At 53.7% G+C, this 20,676-nt stretch carries 14 protein-coding genes; 7 read left to right on the forward strand and 7 right to left on the reverse strand.

Going from position 1 to position 20,676, the window contains the following annotated elements; translation table 11 throughout:
• Positions 1 to 69: 69 nt before the first annotated feature.
• Complete coding sequence (speE, locus tag ACJ9N4_RS08095; RefSeq protein ID WP_182273775.1) at positions 70 to 939, forward strand: polyamine aminopropyltransferase; 870 nt, start codon at positions 70 to 72, stop codon at positions 937 to 939.
• Positions 940 to 1,734, forward strand: a complete 795-nt coding sequence (gene speD, locus ACJ9N4_RS08100; RefSeq protein ID WP_182273774.1) for an adenosylmethionine decarboxylase — start codon at positions 940 to 942, stop codon at positions 1,732 to 1,734.
• Positions 1,735 to 1,765: 31 nt separating this feature from the next.
• On the opposite strand, the gene yacL is transcribed toward speD, so the two are convergent.
• The gene (gene yacL, locus ACJ9N4_RS08105; RefSeq protein WP_182273773.1) at positions 1,766 to 2,128 is read right to left on the reverse strand and encodes a protein YacL; all 363 of its coding nucleotides are present in this window, start codon (positions 2,126 to 2,128) and stop codon (positions 1,766 to 1,768) included.
• Between the two features lie 189 nt (positions 2,129 to 2,317).
• Complete coding sequence (acnB, locus tag ACJ9N4_RS08110) at positions 2,318 to 4,915, reverse strand: bifunctional aconitate hydratase 2/2-methylisocitrate dehydratase (protein ID WP_182273772.1); 2,598 nt, start codon at positions 4,913 to 4,915, stop codon at positions 2,318 to 2,320.
• A gap of 897 nt (positions 4,916 to 5,812) precedes the next feature.
• On the opposite strand from acnB, the gene ACJ9N4_RS08115 reads away from it, so the two are divergent.
• On the forward strand, positions 5,813 to 7,417 hold the full coding sequence (locus ACJ9N4_RS08115; protein WP_411500388.1) for a DUF3300 domain-containing protein: 1,605 nt from the start codon (positions 5,813 to 5,815) through the stop codon (positions 7,415 to 7,417).
• A gap of 10 nt (positions 7,418 to 7,427) precedes the next feature.
• Positions 7,428 to 8,219: a DUF2950 family protein gene (locus ACJ9N4_RS08120; RefSeq protein ID WP_182273770.1), complete on the forward strand. Its 792-nt coding sequence runs from the start codon at positions 7,428 to 7,430 to the stop codon at positions 8,217 to 8,219.
• A gap of 66 nt (positions 8,220 to 8,285) precedes the next feature.
• Here the strand turns inward: ACJ9N4_RS08120 and lpdA are convergent, their stop codons facing one another.
• The 4 genes from lpdA to pdhR all read right to left on the reverse strand — a co-directional run bounded on the left by lpdA (position 8,286) and on the right by pdhR (position 15,369).
• Positions 8,286 to 9,710, reverse strand: a complete 1,425-nt coding sequence (gene lpdA, locus ACJ9N4_RS08125) for a dihydrolipoyl dehydrogenase (protein WP_182920003.1) — start codon at positions 9,708 to 9,710, stop codon at positions 8,286 to 8,288.
• 197 nt (positions 9,711 to 9,907) lie between these two features.
• On the reverse strand, positions 9,908 to 11,803 hold the full coding sequence (gene aceF / locus ACJ9N4_RS08130) for a pyruvate dehydrogenase complex dihydrolipoyllysine-residue acetyltransferase (protein ID WP_182919412.1): 1,896 nt from the start codon (positions 11,801 to 11,803) through the stop codon (positions 9,908 to 9,910).
• Between the two features lie 14 nt (positions 11,804 to 11,817).
• Positions 11,818 to 14,481 (reverse strand): pyruvate dehydrogenase (acetyl-transferring), homodimeric type, encoded by a 2,664-nt coding sequence (gene aceE / locus ACJ9N4_RS08135; protein ID WP_182273768.1) that lies wholly within the window; start codon positions 14,479 to 14,481, stop codon positions 11,818 to 11,820.
• Between the two features lie 123 nt (positions 14,482 to 14,604).
• Positions 14,605 to 15,369: a pyruvate dehydrogenase complex transcriptional repressor PdhR gene (gene pdhR / locus ACJ9N4_RS08140; protein WP_182273767.1), complete on the reverse strand. Its 765-nt coding sequence runs from the start codon at positions 15,367 to 15,369 to the stop codon at positions 14,605 to 14,607.
• Between the two features lie 535 nt (positions 15,370 to 15,904).
• Between pdhR and aroP the strand changes: the two genes are divergently transcribed.
• The 3 genes from aroP to ACJ9N4_RS08155 all read left to right on the forward strand — a co-directional run bounded on the left by aroP (position 15,905) and on the right by ACJ9N4_RS08155 (position 19,797).
• Positions 15,905 to 17,278 carry an aromatic amino acid transporter AroP gene (gene aroP, locus ACJ9N4_RS08145; RefSeq protein WP_182274626.1) on the forward strand — a complete coding sequence of 458 codons (1,374 nt, stop codon included), beginning with the start codon at positions 15,905 to 15,907 and terminating at the stop codon, positions 17,276 to 17,278.
• A 163-nt stretch (positions 17,279 to 17,441) separates the two neighbouring features.
• A complete protein-coding gene (locus ACJ9N4_RS08150; RefSeq protein ID WP_182273766.1) occupies positions 17,442 to 18,854 on the forward strand; it encodes a glycoside-pentoside-hexuronide (GPH):cation symporter in 1,413 nt (470 codons plus the stop codon).
• The gene (locus ACJ9N4_RS08155) at positions 18,847 to 19,797 is read left to right on the forward strand and encodes a family 43 glycosylhydrolase (protein ID WP_182919410.1); all 951 of its coding nucleotides are present in this window, start codon (positions 18,847 to 18,849) and stop codon (positions 19,795 to 19,797) included. Before ACJ9N4_RS08150 ends, ACJ9N4_RS08155 begins: the two co-directional genes overlap by 8 nt.
• Before the next feature lie 18 nt (positions 19,798 to 19,815).
• On the opposite strand, the gene ampE is transcribed toward ACJ9N4_RS08155, so the two are convergent.
• The gene (gene ampE, locus ACJ9N4_RS08160; RefSeq protein ID WP_182273764.1) at positions 19,816 to 20,670 is read right to left on the reverse strand and encodes a beta-lactamase regulator AmpE; all 855 of its coding nucleotides are present in this window, start codon (positions 20,668 to 20,670) and stop codon (positions 19,816 to 19,818) included.
• Between the last annotated feature and the right edge of the window lie 6 nt (positions 20,671 to 20,676).

Consider the following 20,676-nt stretch of genomic DNA (forward strand, 5'->3'; position numbering starts at 1 on the left):
TATAGTTAGCTATGCATGTTGCGCCCAATTCTCTGGGGTAACGAATGTTAACAAAGGAGGTGTCAACTCATGACCGATAACCCGGTATGGCATGAAACGCTGCATGACCAGTTTGGTCAATACTTTGCCGTCGATAACGTGCTTTATCACGAGAAAACCGATCATCAGGATCTGGTCATCTTCGAAAACGCCGCCTTTGGCCGCGTGATGGCACTGGATGGCGTGGTGCAAACCACCGAGCGCGATGAGTTTATCTATCACGAAATGATGACCCACGTACCGCTACTGGCACACGGGCACGCGAAGCACGTTCTGATTATCGGCGGTGGCGACGGTGCCATGCTGCGCGAAGTGTCCCGTCATCAATCCATTGAAACCATCACAATGGTGGAAATTGATGCAGGCGTCGTCTCCTTCTGCCGCCAGTATCTGCCCAACCACAGCGCCGGTAGTTATGACGATCCGCGCTTTAATCTGGTCATTGATGATGGCGTCAACTTCGTTAATCAGACCACGCAAACCTTTGATGTGATTATCTCCGACTGCACTGATCCTATCGGCCCTGGCGCATCGCTGTTTACCTCTTCTTTCTACGAAGGCTGTAAGCGTTGCCTGAAACCAGGGGGGATCTTTGTGGCGCAAAACGGTGTTTGCTTCCTGCAGCAGGATGAAGCCCTCGACAGCCACCGCAAGCTGAGCACTTACTTTAGTGACGTCAGCTTCTATCAGGCCGCTATTCCGACCTACTACGGCGGGATCATGACTTTCGCCTGGGCGACCGATAACGAAGTGTTGCGTCATCTCTCCACCGGAATTATTCAGGCCCGTTTCCACCAGGCCGGTCTTCAGTGCCGATACTACAATCCGGCTATCCATACTGCCGCATTTGCCTTGCCGCAGTACCTGCAAGATGCGCTGTCCTCTAAGGGGGTGAGCTAATTGAAAAAGCTTAAGCTGCATGGCTTTAACAACCTGACCAAAAGCCTGAGTTTTTGTATTTACGATATCTGCTATGCCAAAACCGCAGAAGAGCGCGATGGGTATATCGCCTATATCGATGAACTCTACAATGCCAATCGTCTGACCGAGATCCTGTCAGAAACCTGCTCTATTATCGGCGCAAATATCCTGAATATTGCCCGTCAGGATTATGAGCCACAGGGTGCCAGCGTGACGATTCTGGTCAGCGAAGAGCCGGTCGACCCTAAGCTTATCGACAACACCGAACATCCAGGCCCACTGCCAGAGGCCGTCGTGGCCCACCTGGATAAAAGTCACATCTGCGTGCATACCTACCCTGAAAGCCATCCTGAAGGCGGTCTGTGTACCTTCCGCGCAGATATTGAAGTCTCTACCTGTGGCGTGATTTCGCCTCTTAAGGCGCTGAACTACTTAATCCATCAGCTGGAATCCGACATCGTGACCATTGATTATCGTGTGCGTGGTTTCACCCGTGATATCAACGGCATGAAACACTTCATCGACCACGAGATCAACTCCATCCAGAACTTTATGTCCGATGATATGAAGGCGCTGTACGACATGGTGGACGTGAACGTGTATCAGGAAAACATCTTCCATACCAAGATGTTACTTAAGGAATTCGACCTTAAGCACTACATGTTCCATACCAGACCGGAAGATTTGAGCGAAGAAGAGCGCAAGGTCATCACTGACCGGCTCTGGAAAGAGATGCGCGAAATCTACTACGGCCGCAATATTCCGGCCGTGTAAAACGGGCCCGGAGCAGGGATGCTCCGGGGTGTTATTTCTGTTTCATGAACTCACGGTACGCAGCCACCACTTTGAGGAAGTCTTCAACGCCGCACAGCGACAGGCTCTCTTCGTCGTAGTAGCTCATCCCCTCTTCCATCTCATCGCCCGAGAATTCAAGCTGGTTGGCACGCACCATCACCTCTTCGCCGTCCATCCACAGCGTATATTCGTGTCCGGCACGCTGCCAGGATCGCTCACTGCCTTTTACCGTCTGCGCAGCCTGTTCCACTTCATCAAGTAACGCGAGGTTCTCTTTCACCTCTTCGTTAAACCAGTGTCCAACGGCTTCGTGGCCCATCGACATACGCACTTTCACCACTCCGGTGATGTCGCGCAGAAATTCGTAATCCATAGTATTTTCCTCTGCAAAGCCATTACGTTAATTATCGCAGCAGAGAGGAAGAAAAAAAGCGTGGGAGGTGGGAGGAATGAAAATAAAAAGTGAGAGCAAGACCCTGCGGCCTGATGCCCTCACTCCTGCCCTCTCTACGGGAGAGGGTGAAAACACGAAAAACCGTCTCTACAGAGACGGTTTTGCTGTTTATACCGCGGTCTGGAAGATAACCCCGTCAGCCTTCTCGGTGTACTGAGAGAGCTGGTCGAAGTTCAGATAGCGGTAGGTATCCACCGCCGTCTTATCAACCTGAGCGATATAAGTCTGGTACTCTTCCGGCGTTGGCAGTTTGCCAATCAGCGCGGCAACCGCCGCCAGCTCCGCAGAGGCCAGATAAACGTTAGCACCGGTACCTAAACGGTTCGGGAAGTTACGGGTAGAGGTGGAGACCACCGTCGCACCGTCGGCTACACGCGCCTGGTTACCCATACACAGGGAACAGCCAGGGATTTCAATACGCGCACCGCTCTTACCAAACACGCTGTAGTAACCCTCTTCAGTCAGCTGAGCAGCATCCATACGGGTTGGCGGAGCCACCCACAGACGGGTTGGCAGCTGGCCTTTGTGGGTATCCAGCAGCTTACCAGCCGCGCGGAAGTGACCGATGTTGGTCATGCACGAACCGATAAACACTTCGTCAATCTTGTCGCCCTGAACATCAGAGAGCAGACGCGCATCGTCAGGATCGTTTGGCGCACACAGGATTGGCTCTTTGATATCCGCCAGATCGATGTCGATCACCGCCGCGTATTCTGCGTCAGCATCGGCTTCCAGCAACTGCGGATCTGCCAGCCATTTTTCCATGCCCTGGATACGACGCTCCAGCGTACGACGGTCGCCGTAGCCTTCTGCAATCATCCACTTCAGCAGCACGATGTTAGAGGTCAGGTACTCTTCGATTGGTGCCTGGTTCAGCTTGATGGTACAGCCCGCAGCTGAACGCTCAGCAGAAGCATCAGTCAGTTCGAACGCCTGTTCTACTTTCAGGTCCGGCAGACCTTCAATTTCCAGGATACGACCAGAGAAGATGTTCTTCTTACCTTTCTTCTCAACGGTCAGCAGGCCCTGTTTGATGGCATACAGCGGAATTGCGTGAACCAGGTCGCGCAGGGTGATACCCGGCTGCATTTTGCCTTTGAAGCGCACCAGAACCGATTCCGGCATATCCAGCGGCATCACGCCGGTCGCAGCAGCAAACGCCACCAGACCAGAGCCCGCCGGGAAGGAGATACCAATCGGGAAACGGGTATGGGAGTCACCACCGGTACCTACGGTATCAGGCAGCAGCATACGGTTCAGCCAGGAGTGGATAACACCATCACCCGGACGCAGGGACACACCGCCACGGTTCATGATGAAGTCTGGCAGCGTATGGTGTGTAGTCACGTCAACCGGCTTCGGATATGCCGCCGTGTGACAGAATGACTGCATCACCAGGTCAGACGAGAAGCCCAGGCACGCCAGGTCTTTCAGTTCGTCACGGGTCATTGGGCCAGTGGTATCCTGAGAGCCTACGGAAGTCATCTTCGGCTCGCAGTATGCGCCCGGACGGATACCGGTTACGCCGCACGCACGGCCCACCATTTTCTGCGCCAGAGAGTAACCACGGTTGCTTTCTGCCACATCTTTTGCATGACGGAATACCGTGCTGTGCGGCAGACCCAGCGCTTCACGCGCTTTGGTAGTCAGGCCACGACCGATGATCAGCGGGATACGGCCACCGGCACGGACTTCGTCAACCAGCACATCGGTTTTCAGCTCAAAACTTGCCAGCAGTTCGTTGGTTTCATGGTTACGCACTTCACCTTTGAACGGGTATACGTCAATCACGTCGCCCATGTTCAGGTCAGAGACGTCGACTTCAATCGGCAGTGCGCCCGCATCTTCCATCGTGTTAAAGAAGATGGGTGCGATTTTGCCGCCGAGGCACAGACCGCCGCCGCGCTTATTTGGCACGTGCGGGATATCATCGCCCATGAACCACAGCACGGAGTTAGTTGCGGATTTACGGGAAGAACCAGTACCGACAACGTCACCCACGTAAGCCAGCGGGAAACCTTTTTTCTGCAACGCTTCAATCTGCTTGATTGGGCCGACCACGCCAGGCTGATCCGGCTCGATACCTTCACGGGCGTTCTTCAGCATCGCCAGCGCGTGCAGAGGGATATCCGGGCGAGACCATGCATCCGGTGCCGGAGAAAGGTCATCAGTGTTGGTTTCACCCGTCACTTTGAAGACGGTAACGGTGATTTTTTCAGCCAGCGCAGGACGGTTCAGGAACCATTCTGCATCAGCCCAGGACTGCATCACCTGCTTCGCGTAGACGTTGCCCGCTTTCGCTTTTTCTTCCACATCGTAGAAGTTATCAAACATCAGCAGCGTTGAAGAGAGCGCTTTTGCGGCAATCGGTGCCAGCGTGTCGTTATCCAGCGCGTCAATCAGCGGATGAATGTTGTAACCGCCCTGCATGGTGCCGAGCAATTCAATCGCTTTTTCAGGAGTTACCAGTGGGGAGGTGGCTGCGCCTTTGGCAATGGCAGCAAGGAAACCGGCTTTTACGTAGGCCGCTTCATCTACACCAGGCGGTACACGGTTGATCAACAGATCTAACAGGAATTCTTCTTCGCCCTTAGGCGGGTTCTTCAGCAGCTCGACGAGCGCGGCCATTTGGGTTGCATCTAAAGGTTTGGGTACAATCCCCTCGGCGGCACGTTCTGCTACGTGCTTACGGTATTCTTCTAGCACGACGGTTCTCCTCGCTCTCATTGTCATATGCGGCGGACGTTCTCTTCACGCTCCTGTGAGACAGCAGTTTGTAGGGTAAATGCCCGATACCGCGTCGGGCAGCATAGCAGGATTTCTGCACAGTGTTAATCCGTTTACAAAAAAGCAACATTAAAAAATTTGCTGAATCGTTAAGAGTGGTATAGCGGGAAGGCGAGGCGAATTTTGGGCACAAAAAAACCGCCTGACAGCGGTTAATTTGTTGCCTTGCGGTGGTAGCACACCGGGCTGGCAGATTTGCGGCAAAACCCCAACGCAGCGAATTTTGCTCTCCTGCGTATAGACTTGCAAGGTGATTTTTTCATTCTGCGCAGCGCTTTCCCGTTTTGAATGAAAGATTATGTAAATGCATTTTTCCCCTTCTTCATACCCTTTGAATCCACTACTCTTCTCATCGGCCTGCTTCGCTGGTGTAGCAGCCAGTCACCGGGCCCGGGAGCAGTTCCGTAATCTACGTGGCAAAACCCCAATTTGCCAGGTTCTGCCTTTCCCGGTGAAGAACGAACCCGCGTAGCCTGTACAGGAACGCACGCAATGGAGATGCGAATCACTGTGCTGATCGTTGTGACGGGTTTACTGCTTACCGCACTGCACGGTGGCTGGAACATATCCGACATCACGGTGCTGTTTGTCGTCAACCTCGGCAACTAGCTGCTGGCCGCTCGCAAGAGCGGCCTTCTGAATATCCCGGCGGCTTTTCAACTATCAGATATAATTGTGTAATAAATGCTCACACTCTTTATCCGGATACACCGCGTGGTTTCCCAATAAAAGTCAAAACTGCAAAACACGGGTGAACAATACTCGCAGCAACAGGAACGCCTTACGGCGCAGCACTTGTCTCGTTGGAGTCATTCTATGAAGTTGCCCTTTAAGCCACATCTGCTTGTCCTTCTGTGCAGTGCCGGGCTGTTTGCCGCCTCTGGCGTCATGTTTGTCAAAAGCCGTGCAACGGAGCCCACCGCTCCTGCTCCGGTTGCACAACAACCTTCGGCACCGGCTCCCGTTGCCACACCGGCACCAGCCGCACAAGCCGCCCCGGTTGCGCCGCCAACGTACAGTGCAGCGCAAATCGATCAGTGGGTGGCCCCCATCGCGCTCTACCCGGATGCGCTACTGTCGCAAATTTTGATGGCATCGACCTATCCGTCAAACGTTATCCAGGCCGCGCAGTGGTCAAAGGATAATCCTAAGATGCAGGGTGATGCCGCCATTCAGGCCGTTGCCAGTCAGCCGTGGGATCCCAGCGTGAAGTCGCTGGTTGCGTTCCCTCAACTGATGTCGCTCTTGGGTGAAAATCCGCCGTGGGTACAAAATCTGGGTGATGCTTTCCTCGCGCAGCCACAAGACGTGATGGATTCGGTTCAACGTCTGCGCCTGCTGGCTCAGCAAACCGGTGCGTTACAATCGACGCCGCAACAAACTGTCACCACCGTGACAAAACCCGCTCCTGCTAAAGCCGCAACCAGCGAGTCGACAACAACAAGTACAAGTACAAGTACAAGTACAAGTACAACCACCACGACAAACCCAACGGTCATTAAGATCGAATCTGCCGACCCGCAGGTGGTATACGTCCCCACCTATAACCCCAATACGGTTTACGGTACCTGGCCAAACACTGCCTATCCACCAACCTATCTCCCCCCAACGCCCGGTGAGCAATTTGGCAATAGCTTCGTGAACGGCTTAGGTTTCAGTCTGGGTGTCGCGACAACCTACGCTATCTTCAGCAACATCGACTGGGATGACGACGACCATCATGATGATGACTGGGATCATCACGGCGGCTATAACCGCAACGGTGATAACAACATCAATATCAACGTTGATAATTTCAATAAAATCAGTGGGCAACGCCTGACGGACGCCAACCGGACCTGGCAGCATAACCCGGCCTATCGCGAGGGCGTGCCATATCCAAACAATCAGCTCAATACCCGCTTCCACTCCACGAATACGGCAACGGGACTCAGTTCGACGCAGAAGACACCGGTCAACCGTGACAGCCAGCGTCAGGCTGCGATGAACCAAATGGAAAAATCGACGGGCAAAACATTCCCTCAGACAGCGCGCCCGGGAACCAAAGACGCACAGCGCCAGGCTTCCAGCCAACAACTACAGCAGATTTCCCAACGTAATAACTACCGTGGTTACGACACCAAACCTCAGACCGCGAAACGAACCAACACCCAGCAACGTGAGAATCGCCAGACCACAGCCCAGAGACAGGAGAAACGGGTTTCGCAAACAGCGCAACAGCGTAACCCTCAACAGCGGAATATTCAGCAGCGAACCAGCCAGCCGCGTGCTAACGCGCTAAGCGGCAACGACAGCCGCTCCGCCAACTGGCAAGCGCAACAGCAGCGAGGTGCGCAAAGTCGACAGATGTCTGCCCGTAATCAACAGCCACGGCAGATGTCCTCTGGTCGGGCTGAACACCGCGAATTCCGTCATCGTTAAGAGAACCGACATGAAAAGTAAATTACTCAGTGGAATGGTGTTGTTCATGGTTTCGGCCACCGCGATGGCACAGCAATCCTTCAGTACGCCAGACAAGGCAACCGATGCGCTGGCAAACGCCATCAGTGGGCAAAATGAAAATGCAATGAACAACCTGCTCGGGGAAAACTGGCGCGATTTCCTGCCGCCTGAAGGGGTCGATCCTGATGCCGTTGATCGCTTCCTTCGCGACTGGAAAGTTCGTCATAACACCGTCATCGACGGCGATACGGCACATCTTGTTGTCGGTGACGGCGACTGGCAACTGCCGATCCCGGTTATCAAGACCTCTTCCGGCTGGCAATTTGATATGAAGGAAGCTGCCGAGGAGATCCTGACCCGTGAGATCGGGCGCAACGAGCTCGCGGCTATCGAAGCGTTACACGCCTATGTGGATGCTCAGCAAAGCTATTTTGCGATGAACCAGACGTACGCCCGGAAAATTGTAAGTTCTGAAGGGAAAAAAGATGGCCTGTACTGGCCTGCATCACCGGGTGAGATGCCCAGCCCGCTTGGCCCGGCATTCAGCCCGAAAGAGCCGGGGGCCGGTTATCACGGATACCGTTTCCGCATCCTGCCGGATAAAAACGGCTTTGCCATGGTGGCCTGGCCAGTCAGCTACGGCCAGACGGGCGTGATGAGCTTTGTGATAAATCAGGACGACAAGGTATACCAGGCCAATCTTGGCAGCGAGTCACAGCAGAAAGCACAAGCGTTAACATCGTATAGCCCTGATAAAGCGTGGCAACCCGTCACGCCATAAAGCGGAATGGGTTCCTGAAGGCAAAAAAAACGCCTCCGAAGAGGCGTTTAGCAAGCGTTAAGAAACTTATTTCTTCTTCGCTTTGGCGTTTGGCAGGTCGGTGATGCTACCTTCGAACACTTCTGCCGCCAGGCCCACAGACTCGTGCAGAGTTGGGTGAGCGTGGATGGTCAGCGCGATGTCTTCAGCGTCACAACCCATTTCGATAGCCAGACCGATTTCACCCAGCAGCTCGCCGCCGTTGGTACCGACAATCGCACCACCGATCACACGGTGAGTCTCTTTGTCGAAGATCAGTTTGGTCATACCGTCTGCGCAGTCGGAAGCGATAGCACGGCCAGAAGCAGCCCACGGGAAGGTGGCGGTTTCGTAGCTGATGCCTTTCTCTTTCGCTTCTTTCTCAGTCAGACCAACCCATGCAACCTCTGGCTCGGTGTACGCGATAGATGGGATCACTTTCGGATCGAAGTAGTGCTTCATGCCCGCGATAACTTCAGCGGCAACGTGACCTTCGTGAACACCTTTGTGTGCCAGCATTGGCTGACCGACGATATCGCCGATAGCAAAGATGTGCGGCACATTAGTGCGCAGCTGTTTGTCAACACGGATGAAGCCACGGTCGTCCACTTCCACGCCAGCTTTGCCTGCGTCGAGGTTTTTACCGTTCGGCACACGACCGATAGCCACCAGCACGGCGTCGTAACGCTGTGGTTCTGCAGGGGCTTTTTTGCCTTCCATAGAAACGTAAATACCGTCTTCTTTCGCTTCAACGGCAGTCACTTTGGTTTCCAGCATCAGGTTGAATTTCTTGCTGATGCGTTTGGTGAAGACTTTAACGATATCTTTGTCAGCAGCCGGGATAACCTGGTCGAACATTTCAACCACGTCGATCTCTGAACCCAGCGCATGGTACACGGTACCCATTTCCAGACCGATGATACCGCCACCCATAACCAGCATACGCTTAGGTACGGATTTCAGCTCCAGCGCATCGGTGGAGTCCCACACGCGTGGATCTTCATGAGGAATGAACGGCAGCTGAATCGGACGAGAACCTGCCGCGATGATCGCGTTGTCGAAGTTGATCACAGTTTTACCGTTCTCACCTTCCACTTCCAGGGTGTTCGCGCCGGTGAATTTACCCAGACCGTTTACCACTTTCACTTTACGGCCTTTGGCCATACCCGCCAGACCACCGGTCAGCTGAGTGATAACTTTCTCTTTCCAGGTACGAATTTTGTCGATATCGGTTTTCGGCTCGCCGAAGACGATACCGTGTTCAGCCAGTGCTTTGGCTTCTTCGATAACTTTTGCTACGTGCAGCAGCGCTTTAGAAGGGATACAGCCTACGTTCAGGCAAACACCACCGAGGGTGCTGTAGCGTTCTACGATTACGGTTTCCAGACCTAAATCAGCGCAACGGAAGGCTGCAGAGTAACCTGCCGGGCCTGCCCCAAGTACCACGACCTGAGTTTTGATTTCAGTACTCATCATGACCTCTTATTGATTTCCGGCGGTCCAGGTACTTGTCGCCCTTCATCCACCGGGACGTTCTATCCGCCCGCAGTTTACAAAATTGTTAACAATTTTGAAACAACAAACGGCTCACGAATTATCGCTTTCGCCAATAACCTCACAAACACCATGAGATTAACAGAAAAAAGCCGGCCGATTGGCCGGCTTTTCGATTACATCACCAGGCGGCGAATGTCGCTCAGGGTGTTGTTGATGATGGTGATGAAACGCGCACCATCAGCACCGTCGATCACGCGGTGGTCGAAGGACAGAGAGATTGGCATCATCAGACGCGGCATGAACTCTTTGCCATTCCATACCGGCTCCATCGCAGACTTGGACACACCGAGGATTGCCACTTCCGGCGCGTTCACAATCGGTGCGAAGTGGGTCGTACCCAGGCCACCGATGCTGGAGATGGTGAAGCAACCGCCCTGCATTTCGCCAGCAGTCAGCTTGCCATCACGCGCTTTTTTGGAGATCACGGTCAGTTCACGGGACAGCTCAGTGATGCTCTTCTTGTTCACGTCTTTGAAGACCGGAACAACCAGACCATTTGGCGTATCAACCGCAACACCGATGTTGATGTATTTCTTCAGCGTCAGCTTCTGGCCATCTTCGGACAGGGAGCTGTTGAAGCGTGGCATCTGCTCAAGAGCAGCAGCAACGGCTTTCATGATGAAGACCACTGGGGTGAATTTCACGTCCAGTTTACGCTTCTCAGCTTCGGCGTTCTGCTGTTTACGGAACGCTTCCAGATCGGTGATATCGGTTTTGTCGAAGTGCGTAACGTGCGGGATCATCACCCAGTTACGGCTCAGGTTAGCACCAGAGATTTTCTGGATACGGCCCAGTTCCACTTCTTCGATTTCGCCGAACTTGCTGAAGTCCACTTTCGGCCACGGCAGCATGCCCGGGATACCGCCACCAGTGGCAGCAGCAGGAGCCGCTTCAGCGCGTTTCACCGCGTCTTTCACGTAAGCCTGAACGTCTTCGCGCAGGATACGACCTTTACGGCCCGTCCCTTTCACTTTCGCCAGGTTAACGCCGAATTCGCGCGCCAGGCGGCGGATCAGCGGAGTGGCGTGGATGTAAGCGTCGTTTTCAGCGAATTCAGATTTGCCTTCCGCTTTTGCAGCAGGTGCCGCAGCGGGTTTAGCAGCCTGAGCCGGTGCAGCAGCAGGGGCCGGAGCGGCAGCGGCAACCGGAGCTGCCGCAGGCGCAGCGCCTTCCACTTCGAAGACCATAATCAGCGAGCCAGTAGACACTTTGTCGCCAGTGCTGATTTTGATCTCTTTAACAGTACCCGCGAATGGCGCTGGCACTTCCATAGAAGCCTTGTCGCCTTCAACGGTGATCAGTGACTGTTCAGCGGCAACTTTGTCGCCCACTTTCACCATCACTTCGGTCACTTCAACTTCGTCACCGCCGATGTCTGGTACGTTAACGTCTTTCGCGCCACCAGCAACAGCTGGTGCAGCGGCTGCCGGAGCAGCGGCCTGCGCAGGCGCAGCAGCAGGTGCAGCACCCGCCACTTCGAAGACCATAATCAGCGAGCCAGTAGACACTTTGTCACCGGTGTTGATCTTAATCTCTTTAACAGTACCTGCGAACGGAGCCGGCACTTCCATAGAGGCTTTGTCGCCTTCTACGGTGATCAGCGACTGCTCAGCCGCAACGGTATCGCCCACTTTCACCAGGATTTCAGTGACTTCAACTTCGTCACCACCGATGTCAGGCACGTTAACGTCTTTCGCTGCCGCGGCAGCTGCTGGTGCAGCAGCGGCCGGAGCGGCTTTCTTCTCTTCCTGCGCAGGTGCAGCAGCTGCTGCACCGTCGACGGAATCGAAAATCATGATCAGTTTGCCCGTCTCGGTTTTATCGCCAACAGAGACTTTGATCTCTTTAACGATGCCAGCCTGAGGAGACGGGACTTCCATAGAGGCTTTGTCGCCTTCTACGGTGATCAGCGACTGTTCAGCTTCAACTTTGTCGCCCACTTTGACCAGGATCTCGGTGATTTCAACTTCATCAGCCCCGATGTCCGGTACATTGATTTCGATAGCCATTATTCTTTTACCTCTTACGCCAGACGCGGGTTAACTTTTTCTGCATCGATGTTGAATTTAGTAATTGCTTCAGCAACCACTTTCTTATCGATTTCGCCACGTTTAGCCAGTTCGCCCAGTGCTGCTACAACCACGTAAGAAGCATCAACTTCGAAGTGGTGACGCAGGTTTTCGCGGCTGTCAGAACGACCGAAGCCGTCAGTACCCAGTACGCGATAATCATCAGCCGGTACGTAAGTACGAACCTGCTCAGCGAACAGTTTCATATAGTCAGTAGAAGCAACCGCTGGAGCGTCGTTCATCACCTGAGCGATGTACGGAACGCGCGGAGTTTCCATTGGGTGCAGCATGTTCCAGCGCTCACAATCCTGGCCATCACGTGCCAGTTCAGTGAAGGAGGTTACGCTGTACACGTCAGAACCTACACCGTAGTCGTTCGCCAGGATCTGTGCAGCTTCACGTACGTGACGCAGGATAGAGCCGGAGCCCAGCAGCTGAACTTTACCTTTGCTACCTGCAACGGTTTCGAGTTTGTAGATACCTTTACGGATACCTTCCTCAGCACCTGCTGGCATCGCCGGCATGTGGTAGTTTTCGTTCAGCGTGGTGATGTAGTAGTAAATGTTCTCTTGTGCTTCACCGTACATACGGGTCAGACCGTCGTGCATGATGACAGCCACTTCGTACGCGTAAGACGGGTCGTAAGAGATACAGTTAGGGATAGTCAGAGACTGAATGTGGCTGTGACCATCTTCGTGCTGCAGACCTTCACCGTTCAGGGTCGTACGACCGGAAGTACCACCTACCAGGAAGCCGCGAGCCTGTTGGTCGCCAGCCTGCCAGCACAGGTCACCGATACGCTGGAAACCGAACATGGAGTAGTAGATGTAGAACGGGATCATCGGCAGGTTGTTGGTGCTGTAAGAGGTCGCAGCAGCCAGCCAGGATGCGCCTGCACCCAGCTCGTTGATACCTTCCTGCAGGATCTGACCTTTCTCGTCTTCTTTGTAGTATGCAACCTGCTCACGGTCCTGCGGGGTGTACTGCTGGCCGTTCGGGCTGTAGATACCGATCTGACGGAACAGACCTTCCATACCGAAAGTACGCGCTTCGTCAGCGATGATTGGAACCAGACGATCTTTGATCGACTTGTTCTTCAGCATCACGTTCAGGGCACGAACGAAAGCGATAGTGGTAGAGATCTCTTTGTTCTGCTCTTCCAGCAGCTGAGAGAAGTCTTCCAGCGCTGGCAGTTCCAGCTTCTCGGTGAAGTTAGGCTGACGAGCAGGCAGGTAGCCTTTCAGCGCCTGACGACGTTCGTGCAGGTACTTGTGCTCTTCAGAACCTTCAGGGAAGGTGATGTAAGACAGGTTTTCTACCTGCTCATCGGTCACTGGCACGTTGAAACGGTCGCGGATATAACGCACGCCGTCCATGTTCATTTTCTTAACCTGGTGAGCGATGTTTTTACCTTCTGCGGTATCACCCATGCCGTAACCTTTGATGGTGTGGGCCAGGATTACAGTCGCTTTACCTTTGGTTTCCTGCGCTTTTTTCAGTGCAGCGTAGACTTTCTTCGGATCGTGACCACCACGGTTCAGGGCCCAGATCTGCTCGTCAGTCCAGTCTGCAACCAGTGCTGCGGTTTCAGGATATTTACCGAAGAAGTGCTCACGAACGTAGGCACCGTCTTTGGATTTGAAGGTCTGGTAGTCACCGTCAACGGTTTCGTTCATCAGCTGGATCAGCTTACCGCTGGTGTCTTTACGCAGCAGCTCATCCCAACGACCGCCCCACATCACTTTGATGACGTTCCAGCCAGCACCTGCGAAGATGCCTTCCAGTTCGTTGATGATCTTGCCGTTGCCGGTTACCGGACCATCCAGACGCTGCAGGTTACAGTTGATGATGAAGCACAGGTTGTCCAGCTTCTCACGGGTGGCGATGGTGATCGCACCTTTAGATTCTGGCTCATCCATTTCGCCGTCGCCCAGGAAGGCATAAACGGTTTGCTCAGAGGTATCTTTCAGACCACGGTGTTCCAGATATTTCAGGAATTTAGCCTGGTAGATCGCACCAATTGGGCCCAGACCCATAGAAACGGTCGGGAACTGCCAGAATTCTGGCATCAGTTTAGGGTGCGGGTAAGAAGACAGACCTTTACCGTGAACTTCCTGACGGAAGTTGTTCATCTGCTCTTCAGTCAGACGACCTTCCAGGAATGCACGTGCGTAGATGCCCGGAGAAATGTGGCCCTGGAAGTACACCAGATCGCCGCCATCTTTCTCGTTAGCCGCACGGAAGAAGTGGTTGAAGCACACGTCGTAAACGGTCGCAGAAGACTGGAAGGATGCCATGTGGCCGCCCAGTTCCAGGTCTTTCTTGGATGCGCGCAGAACGGTCATGATGGCGTTCCAGCGGATTGCAGAACGAATGCGACGTTCCAGATCCAGATTGCCCGGGTATACCGGTTCGTCTTCAACGGCAATCGTGTTTACGTAGTTGTTAGCCCCTGCACCTGCAGCAACCTTCACGCCGCCTTTACGGGCTTCTGAAAGCAGCTGATCAATCAGATACTGAGCACGCTCAACACCTTCTTCACGGATGACCGATTCGATCGCCTGTAGCCAGTCGCGAGTTTCGATCGGATCCACGTCATTTTGGAGACGTTCTGACATGGGGGTATTCCTTATCTATCTAATACGTTGATTTGTCTGGAACCTGTCCCATTGCATTTTCGCCAGAAAACACAATAAGACAGGTTCTGCGTTTAGTTGCCGCGCTCTAAAAAAACCTGGCGCTTAATCCTTTCGTTGCTGTATGCGGCGAAGTGAACGTTCGCGGCGCGATTGTTCACGGCTACGGTCCAGCAAGATTTCCTCAATGAAAGCCAGATGTCGGTGCGACGCTTCGCGCGCCTGCTCCGGTTCCCCGGCCATTATCGCCTCGAATACTCGGGTGCGATGGTTGCTTACCAGTGGGAGCATGTCCCGACGGGCATACAACAATTCAAAATTCTGACGAACGTTCTGGGCCAGCATCGGCTCCATGCAGCGTAGCAGATGGAGGAGCACCACATTGTGTGCCGCTTCGGTGACGGCAATCTGGTACTGGACGACGGCATCGGACTCGGCGTCTAAATCGCCGGACTGCTGTGCCCGTTCAATGGCCTGATGCAGCTCGCGGATACGCACGCGGTCTTCATCAGTGCTGCGAAGGGCGGCGTAATAAGCCGCAATACCTTCAAGCGCGTGACGGGTCTCTAGCAGGTCAAACTGGGATTCAGGGTGGTCAGAGAGAAGTTCTACCAGCGGATCGCTGAAGCTCTGCCACAGGCTATTTTGCACAAAGGTTCCGCCGCCCTGGCGACGAAGCAGCAAGCCCTTCGCTTCGAGACGTTGGATCGCCTCACGCAGAGAGGGGCGGGAAACGTCGAACTGTTTTGCCAGTTCGCGTTCAGGCGGAAGTTTCTCACCTGGGCGCAGTGTCCCTTCGAGAATTAAAAACTCCAGCTGCTGCTCAATCACATCAGATAGTTTTGGTTGGCGAATTTTGCTGTAGGCCATATTCCCTGTCTTACGCCTTTTTGCCCGGAGTCAATTGGTCTTACCAATTTCAAGTTCGTATCGCTAAAGTAACAAAGTATTCACCTTCTGTCCATATTGGTTTTGATTGAAATCAGTAAACCCTGCACATTTTAACAACCCTACAGAAATAACATTTCAAAAATGTAACTTCACACAAATGAATTGATTACCCACAAAGAGGCAGTTTTAACCATAATGAAACGAGGGATTTTGCAATCTGAAGCGATTCAACAACGCAAATAATGAAAATTCGCCCACTTACGGGGCATTTCTATTCTATAGGTTGGGGTAGGTACGGATAACGGGACAATTTACAAATGCTTTCTTTTTATTCAACTCGTCATCACCCCTTCATAAAGCAGGTGCATTCGCTCGCACTTATCACTATTCTGGCGTCAACGGAAGTCATCTCCGATTATTTCGGTAATATTAACCGTAAAGAAATAAATACAGAAAATGGACTTTCATAATTACACACGCACAGCGTGAACATAACAACCACACACGAGGTTTCATAATGGAAGGTCAACAGCACGGCGATCAGCTAAAGCGCGGCCTTAAAAACCGCCACATACAGCTCATCGCATTGGGCGGTGCTATCGGTACCGGCCTGTTTCTGGGAAGCGCATCCGTTATTCAGTCAGCCGGTCCGGGCATTATTTTGGGTTACGCTATCGCGGGTTTCATTGCCTTTCTGATCATGCGTCAACTGGGCGAAATGGTGGTGGAAGAGCCTGTAGCCGGTTCGTTCAGCCACTTTGCCTATAAATACTGGGGCAGTTTTGCCGGTTTTGCATCAGGCTGGAACTACTGGGTTCTGTACGTTCTGGTGGCGATGGCCGAGCTGACCGCCGTCGGGAAATACATCCAGTTCTGGTACCCGGAAATCCCAACCTGGGTTTCTGCTGCGGTGTTCTTCATTATCATCAACGCCATTAACCTGACCAACGTAAAAGTGTTCGGTGAAATGGAGTTCTGGTTTGCCATCATCAAGGTGATTGCCGTTGTGGCGATGATCATCTTCGGCGGCTGGCTGCTGTTCAGCGGCAACGGCGGCCCGCAGGCCACGGTGCGCAATCTCTGGGAGCAAGGCGGGTTCCTGCCTCACGGTATGACTGGCCTGGTGATGATGATGGCGATCATCATGTTCTCCTTTGGCGGTCTGGAACTGGTGGGGATCACCGCCGCAGAAGCGGATAACCCGGAGCAGAGCATCCCGAAAGCCACCAACCAGGTTATCTACCGTATTCTGATCTTCTATGTGGGCTCACTGGCGGTTCTGCTCTCCCTGCTGCCGTGGACGCGCGTCACCGCTGACACCAGCCCGTTTGTCCTGATCTTCCACGAACTGGGCGATACCTTCGTGGCCAACGCGCTCAATATCGTCGTCCTGACAGCGGCACTTTCCGTTTACAACAGCTGCGTATACTGCAACAGCCGTATGTTGTTTGGTCTGGCTCAGCAAGGTAACGCGCCGAAGGCGCTGCTCAACATCGATAAACGTGGCGTGCCGGTGAACACCATTATCGTGTCGGCCATTGTTACCGCGCTATGCGTGCTGATTAACTACCTGGCACCGGAATCCGCCTTTGGCCTGCTGATGGCACTGGTCGTTTCTGCTCTGGTGATTAACTGGGCGATGATCAGCCTGGCGCACATCAAGTTCCGCCGCGCCAAGCAACAGCAAGGCGTGACCACCCGCTTCCCTGCCCTGTTTTATCCACTGGGTAACTGGGTTTGCCTGCTGTTCATGGCAGCGGTTCTGGTCATCATGTTGATTACCCCGGGTATGGCGATTTCCGTTTACCTGATCCCGGTCTGGATTGCGGTGCTCGGCGTGGGTTATCTGGTTAAACAGAAAAACCAAAACGCGGTGAAAGCCCACTAATCTCCCTCCCCTGTGCCCGCGAATGTGGGTACAGGGTGTTGTTACCTCCCTCACAAATTCACGCCAACAGCTCATTTATCCATATCACCGCCTCTATACTGCAACGCATATATTCGCGTGCCAGCGTTTAATTCTCTCCATACCGTAACCCGGAGAGCTGCCAATGGATAACAACAGACTGTCAGTAAAAGAAAAGATCGGCTATGGGATGGGCGATGCAGGATGCAACATCATCTTCGGTGCCATCATGTTGTTTGTTAACTATTTTTATACGGATATTTTTGGCCTGGCACCTGCACTTGTAGGTGTGCTTCTGCTTTCAGTTCGTGTGATTGACGCCGTCACTGACCCCATCATGGGGGCAATTGCCGACCGGACCCGCAGTAAATATGGCCGCTTTCGACCCTGGCTGCTGTGGATTGCCCTCCCCTATGCCCTGTTCAGCATTCTGATGTTCACCACGCCAGAGTGGAGTTATAACAGCAAAGTTATCTATGCCTTTGTCACCTACTTCCTGCTCTCGCTGACCTATACGGCCATCAACATTCCGTACTGCTCGCTGGGTGGCGTAATCACCAACGATCCGAAAGAGCGTGTGGCGTGCCAGTCTTACCGGTTTGTCATGGTGGGCATTGCCACACTGTTGCTTTCACTCACGCTGCTACCAATGGCAGACTGGTTTGGAGGAGAGAACAAAGCCAAAGGCTACCAGATGGCGATGACCGTGCTGGCGCTGATTGGCACCTGTATGTTCCTGTTCTGCTTCGCCACCGTGCGCGAGCGCGTGCGTCCGACGGTACAGACTCACGATGAGCTGAAAAACGATCTCAAAGACGTGTGGAAGAACGATCAGTGGGTGCGCATTCTGCTGTTGACGTTGTGCAACGTCTGCCCGGGCTTTATTCGCATGGCGGCAACCATGTATTACGTCACCTGGGTGATGGGTCAGAGTACGCATTTCGCCACGCTGTTTATCAGCCTCGGTGTGGTGGGGATGATGCTCGGCAGTATGCTGGCAAAAGTGCTGACCGACCGCTGGTGTAAGCTGAAAGTGTTCTTCTGGACCAACATTGTGCTGGCGATTTTCTCCTGCGCGTTCTACTTCTTCGACCCGAAAGCCACAGTCACCATTGTGGTGCTCTACTTCCTGTTGAACATCCTGCACCAAATCCCGTCGCCACTGCACTGGTCGCTGATGGCGGATGTCGATGACTATGGTGAGTGGAAAACCGGGAAACGAATTACCGGGATCAGCTTCTCCGGCAACATCTTCTTCCTCAAGCTGGGGCTGGCAATTGCCGGTGCAATGGTTGGCTTCCTGCTCTCCTGGTACGGTTACGACGCCGGTGCGAAAGCGCAAAGTGCGGATGCCATCAACGGGATCGTGCTGCTGTTTACCGTTATTCCGGGTGTGGGCTACCTCATCACGGCGGGCGTGGTGCGTCTGCTGAAGGTAGATCGCGAGACCATGAAACAGATTCAGGATGACCTGGAAAAGCGTCGCACTAACTACCGCGAACTCAATGATTACCAGGCGGCGTTAAGAACAGAACCTAAAGGAGCACCACATGCATAGCTGGCCAAACCCGTTCATCGAACAACGCGCCGATCCGTATATTCTTTTTCACGAAGGGTATTACTACTTTATCGCCTCGGTTCCTGAATATGACCGCCTGGCGCTCCGCCGTGCCGGTTCGCTGGACGGACTACGACGTGCCGACGAGGTGGTCGTATGGCGTAAACCTGACACCGGCCCAATGAGCCAGCTTATCTGGGCACCGGAACTGCATCATATCGACGGCAAGTGGTACATCTATTTTGCGGCCACACACACCCAGGCACTCGACACGCTCGGGATGTTCCAGCACCGCATGTTTGCTCTGGAATGCGCCGACAGCGACCCACTCACCGGCAAGTGGATGGAAAAAGGGCAAATCCAGACGCCGTTCGACACCTTTGCACTGGACGCCACCACCTTTATACACCAGGGCAAACGCTGGTACCTGTGGGCGCAAAAAACCCCGGATATCGCCGGTAACTCCAACCTCTATCTCTGTGAAATGGAGAACCCCTGGACGCTTAAAGGCGAACCGGTGATGCTCAGTAAACCGGAGTATGACTGGGAGTGCCGCGGTTTTTGGGTCAACGAAGGTCCGGCGGTGCTGATGCATGGTGACAAACTGTTTATCAGCTACTCCGCCAGCGCGACCGATGAGAACTACTGCATGGGGTTACTGTGGATAGACAGGAACGCCGACCCGCAAAACCCGGCAAACTGGCATAAAACCTCACACCCGGTATTTGTGACCAGCGACGAAAACCGCCAGTATGGACCAGGCCATAACAGCTTCACTCAAACGCCGGAAGGGGAAGATGTGCTGGTGTATCACGCACGTCACTACACTGAAATTGAGGGTGACCCGCTTTACGATCCGAATCGCCATACCCGCCTGAAGCTCATCCACTGGGATGAAAACGGGATGCCTGATTTTGGCATCCCACCTGCTGATACGCTTTAACCGCTACGGCGCGCTGGCTTAAACCAGCGTGCCGTAAATGGTCAGCAGCGCCACCACAACCACCACGACAAACGATGTTTTCTTCGCCATCGAGACGGCAGATTTTGGTGTTTCAATCTTGTCGGTATGCGGCTCGCGCGCCAGAGAGAACTGCGCCAGGCGCGTTAACACCTGGTATTGCGACGTATGGCGGTCGGTAAGGGACACGAACCACGCGGGCAGCGCTTTTTCACCGTGACCAATTAGCGCGTACACCACACCAACCAGGCGTACCGGAAGCCAGTCAAGCACATGCAGAATGGCATCAATACCGGCCTGCAGGCGCTCATGCGGCGTAAGATAACGGGCAAGCCAGGTCTGCCAGGCGCGCAGGAAGGCGTACCCCATCAGCAAAACCGGTCCCCACGGGCCGCCCACCACGAACCAGAACAGCGGTGCAAGGTAGAAGCGGAAGTTAATCCACAGCAGGGCATTTTGCAGCTCACGCAGAAACTCACGTTCATTGCAGTCCGGCGGGACGCCGTGGATCATGGTTAACTCACTCGCCATTGCGCTACGCGCATGGGCATCATCATGGGATGCGGCTTTCAGATACGCGTGGTAGTGCAAACGAACCTTGCCCGCCCCAATGCACAACACGCCGAGCAGGATCCACAACACCAGCAACGGCACGTTGAAAAAGAGGCCATGAAGTGACCGCAATAGCAGGAACGTAATGGCCATTACACCTGCGGTCATCAGCAACGTACGCAGCATGGAAAAATGCGTAATCCGGCGGAAAAGCACCTCCAGCCGGTGATCCAGTTGCCAGTGCTCACCGAGTTTGAACAGACGTTCAGCGATGATAACCAACAGCATGGTAAACAACGTCATGTTATC

The sequence above is a fragment of the Enterobacter sp. LM3 genome (genome assembly GCF_046622475.1).
Lineage (GTDB): Bacteria > Pseudomonadota > Gammaproteobacteria > Enterobacterales > Enterobacteriaceae > Enterobacter > Enterobacter cloacae_P.